This is a genomic window from Sphingopyxis sp., assembly GCF_035250425.1.
Taxonomy (GTDB): domain Bacteria; phylum Pseudomonadota; class Alphaproteobacteria; order Sphingomonadales; family Sphingomonadaceae; genus Sphingopyxis.
Genome location: NZ_DATFFD010000049.1, coordinates 1 through 3,958, shown reverse-complemented (window position 1 = coordinate 3,958; position 3,958 = coordinate 1). Strand labels below are relative to the sequence as shown.

The window sequence follows — 3,958 nt, the reverse complement described above, 5'->3', positions numbered from 1 at the left end:
CGCGCGACGCTGGCGCTTGCCGTGCCGCTCGCGGCGGCGAACCTGCTGCAAATGCTCGTCCACGCGGTCGACGTGATCTTCGTCGCGCGGCTCGGCGACGCGGCGCTCGCCGCTTCGTCGCTCGGGGTCGCGATCTTCGGGCTCCTGCTGTGGACCGGATCGGGCTTGATCGGCGCATCGGCGCCGCTGATCGCCGCCGAACTCGGCCGCCGCAAGCATGCGGTGCGCGAGGTGCGGCGGACGGTGCGCATGGCGCTGTGGCTCGGCGCGCTCGTCTCGCTCCTCTTCATGGGCATCTGCGCCGCGGGCGGGCCGATCATGCTCGCGACGGGGCAGCCGCCCGAAACCTCGGCGCGCGCCGCGGGTTTCCTGTTGATTCTGATGTGGGGCATGTTCCCGATGATCGCGGCGGCGGTGCTCCGCATCTTCGTCTCGGCGCTCGGGCGGCCGACGATCGCGACCGCGATCACTTTCGGCGCGCTGCTCGTCAACGCGCTCGGCAATTGGGTGCTCGTGTTCGGCCACCTCGGCATGCCCGCACTCGGGCTGCACGGCTCGGCGATATCGAGCGTGACGACCAGCTTCCTCATGCTGCTTGCCTATGTCGTCGTCATCCAGAGCGACCGGCGGCTCCGGCGTTACCACCTGTTCGGAAACTGGTGGCGAACCGAATGGACGCGCTTTTTCGATATGCTGCGCATCGGCACGCCGATCAGCCTGACCATCCTCGCCGAGGCGGGCCTGTTCACCGGCGCCGCCTTCCTGATGGGCCGCATTGGCGAGACCGAACTGGCGGGGCACACGATCGCGCTGCAGGTCGCGGCGCTCGCCTTCCAGATTCCGTTCGGCGTCGCGCAGGCGGCGACGATCCGCGTCGGCCTGGCCTATGGCGCGCGCGACCATCGCGGTATCGCGCATGCGGGGCAGGCGTCGCTCATCCTCGGCATCGGCTTCATGGGGCTGACCGCGCTCATCATGTGGCTGTTCCCGTCGCTCGTGCTGTCGATCTATGTCGACGTCGATGCCGCGCGCAACGCCGCGCTCGTCGGCTTTGCAATGCAGTTCCTCGTCGTCGCGGCCGCTTTCCAGCTGTTCGACGGGGCGCAGGCGGTGGCCGCGGGGGTGCTGCGCGGATTGCAGGATACGCGCATCCCGATGATCATCGCGATCTGCGGTTACTGGATCGCGGGTTATGGCACCGCGATCTACCTCGGTTTCTGGACTCCGCTCGCCGGGGTCGGGGTGTGGATCGGCTTGGCGGTAGGGCTGATTGTGGTCTCGGCGGTGCTGCTGCTCCGCTGGCGGATGCGCGCGCGACTGGCGTTGCTGCCATAAATAGGGACAGTCCCTATTTAACGTGGCCGGCGCTGCATAAGCCTCGATTGACGAGCATGATTAAATAGGGACTGTCCCTATTTATCGCGGGCGTCTCGGCCTGCTTCCGGGCTGACGCAAAAACTTCGCAAGAATCTTGTAGCGCGGCGCTTGACGCCTATCTGACTCCCACCCATATGGCCGACTGTTAGCACTCGCGTCCTGTGAGTGCTAAACAACATCCATTGCACCTTTGGAGGGATATCCATGCAATTTCGTCCACTGCACGACCGAGTGCTCGTCCGCCGTATCGAAGCTGAGGAAAAGACGGCTGGCGGCATCATCATCCCCGACACCGCCAAGGAAAAGCCGCAGGAAGGCGAAGTCGTCTCGGTCGGCACCGGCACCCGCGCCGATGATGGCAAGGTGACCCCGCTCGACGTCAAGGCGGGCGACCGCATCCTGTTCGGCAAATGGTCGGGCACCGAAGTCAAGGTCGACGGCGAAGAGCTGCTGATCATGAAGGAATCGGACATTCTGGGCGTTATCGCCTGATTTTAGCCGTCGCCCCCGCGAAGGCGGGGGCCGCTGTCGGCCTCAACCTCGTGTGAGGCCTCCAGCGATCCCCTCCTTCAGCCAATAGGCTGAAGTTTATCCTGAGCGCCGCCGCAGGCGGCGTCGAAGGGCGGGGATGACGATTGAGTGTGAAGTTACGCAGTTTTCTGCGCCTTTGAAAGGAATAGCCCCATGGCTGCTAAAGACGTCAAATTCTCGCGCGACGCGCGCGAACGCATCCTCCGCGGTGTCGACACCCTCGCCGACGCGGTGAAGGTCACCCTCGGTCCCAAGGGCCGCAACGTCGTGATCGACAAGAGCTTCGGCGCCCCCCGCATCACCAAGGACGGCGTCACCGTCGCCAAGGAAATCGAACTCAAGGACAAGTTCGAGAATATGGGTGCCCAGATGCTGCGCGAAGTCGCATCGAAGGCGAACGACAAGGCCGGCGACGGCACCACCACCGCGACCGTTCTCGCCCAGGCGATCGTGCGCGAAGGCATGAAGTCGGTTGCCGCCGGCATGAACCCGATGGACCTGAAGCGCGGCATCGACCTCGCGGTCGCCAAGGTCGTCGAAACGATCAAGGGCCAGTCGAAGCCGGTCAAGGGCACCGCTGAAATCGCCCAGGTCGGCATCATCTCGGCCAACGGCGACACCGAAGTCGGCGAAAAGATCGCCGAAGCGATGGAAAAGGTCGGCAAGGAAGGCGTGATCACCGTCGAGGAAGCCAAGGGTCTCGATTTCGAGCTCGACGTCGTCGAAGGCATGCAGTTCGACCGCGGCTACCTGTCGCCCTACTTCATCACCAACCCCGAAAAGATGCTCGTCGAACTCAGCGATCCCTACATCCTGATCTTCGAAAAGAAGCTGTCGAACCTCCAGTCGATGCTGCCGATCCTCGAAGCCGTGGTGCAGTCGGGCCGTCCGCTGCTGATCATCGCCGAGGACATCGAAGGCGAAGCGCTCGCAACGCTGGTGGTCAACCGCCTGCGCGGCGGCCTGAAGGTCGCGGCCGTCAAGGCGCCGGGCTTCGGCGATCGCCGCAAGGCGATGCTGCAGGACATCGCGATCCTCACCGCCGGTGAAATGATCAGCGAAGACCTGGGCATCAAGCTCGAGACGGTCACGCTGAACATGCTGGGCCAGGCCAAGCGCGTCACCATCGACAAGGACAACACCACGATCGTCGACGGTGCCGGCGATCATGCCACGATCAAGGGCCGCGTCGAACAGATCCGTGCGCAGATCGAAACGACGACGTCGGATTACGACAAGGAAAAGCTGCAGGAACGTCTGGCGAAGCTCGCCGGCGGCGTTGCGGTGATCAAGGTCGGCGGCGCGTCGGAAGTCGAAGTGAAGGAACGCAAGGATCGCGTCGACGACGCCCTCCACGCGACCCGCGCTGCGGTCGAAGAAGGCATCGTCCCCGGCGGCGGTACGGCTCTGCTGTATGCCACCAAGGCGCTTGAAGGCCTGACCGGCATCAACGAAGACCAGACCCGCGGCATCGACATCATCCGTCGCGCGCTGCAGGCTCCGGTTCGCCAGATCGCCGAAAACGCGGGCTTCGACGGCGGTGTCGTCGCGGGCAAGCTGTTCGACCAGAAGGACACGAGCTTCGGCTTCAACGCCTCGACCGACGTCTATGAAGATCTGGTCAAGGCCGGTGTCATCGATCCGACCAAGGTTGTGCGCATTGCGTTGCAGGACGCCGCCTCGGTTGCCGGTTTGCTGATCACCACCGAAGCCGGCATCGCCGAAACGCCCGACGACAAGCCCGCCATGCCCATGGGCGGCGGCGGCATGGGCGGCATGGGCGGCATGGACTTCTAAGTCCAAACCGTTCGGCACTCAGCCAGTGAAAAGAGGGCCGGGGGAGCAATCCTCCGGCCCTTTTTCTTTGGCTTTCGCTCCATACTCCTCGTCACCCCGGACTTGATCCGGGCCTGAGTTCACAAACGAAGTGCAACACCTGACACAGGTGTTGCCATGTCGAACTACCGCCAGTTATCGCTTGAGGAGCGCTGTTCGATTGCCCGTCTTCATGAAGACGGGCAATCGCTCCGGCAAATCGCGGCAGCTCTGG

Annotated in this window: 4 protein-coding genes; all 4 read left to right on the top strand. The window is 64.1% G+C overall.

What is annotated here, in order from left to right:
- On the top strand, positions 1–1,335 hold a 1,335-nt coding region (locus VJ811_RS03180; protein WP_324070832.1), incomplete at its 5' end, for an MATE family efflux transporter.
- Between the two features lie 246 nt (positions 1,336–1,581).
- Positions 1,582–1,869 (top strand): co-chaperone GroES, encoded by a 288-nt coding sequence (gene groES, locus VJ811_RS03175; RefSeq protein ID WP_037514464.1) that lies wholly within the window; start codon positions 1,582–1,584, stop codon positions 1,867–1,869.
- Positions 1,870–2,061: 192 nt separating this feature from the next.
- Positions 2,062–3,705, top strand: coding sequence for a chaperonin GroEL (groL, locus tag VJ811_RS03170; protein ID WP_324070830.1), 1,644 nt, complete (start codon positions 2,062–2,064; stop codon positions 3,703–3,705).
- A gap of 156 nt (positions 3,706–3,861) precedes the next feature.
- On the top strand, positions 3,862–3,958 hold a 97-nt coding region (locus VJ811_RS19390), incomplete at its 3' end, for a helix-turn-helix domain-containing protein (protein WP_414711906.1).

What these genes read in the sequence shown, in the direction of transcription:
- groES (WP_037514464.1), top strand. Translation starts at nt 1,582, where the DNA reads ATGCAATTTCGTCCACTGCACGACCGAGTGCTCGTCCGCCGTATCGAA.
- groL (WP_324070830.1), top strand. Translation starts at nt 2,062, where the DNA reads ATGGCTGCTAAAGACGTCAAATTCTCGCGCGACGCGCGCGAACGCATC.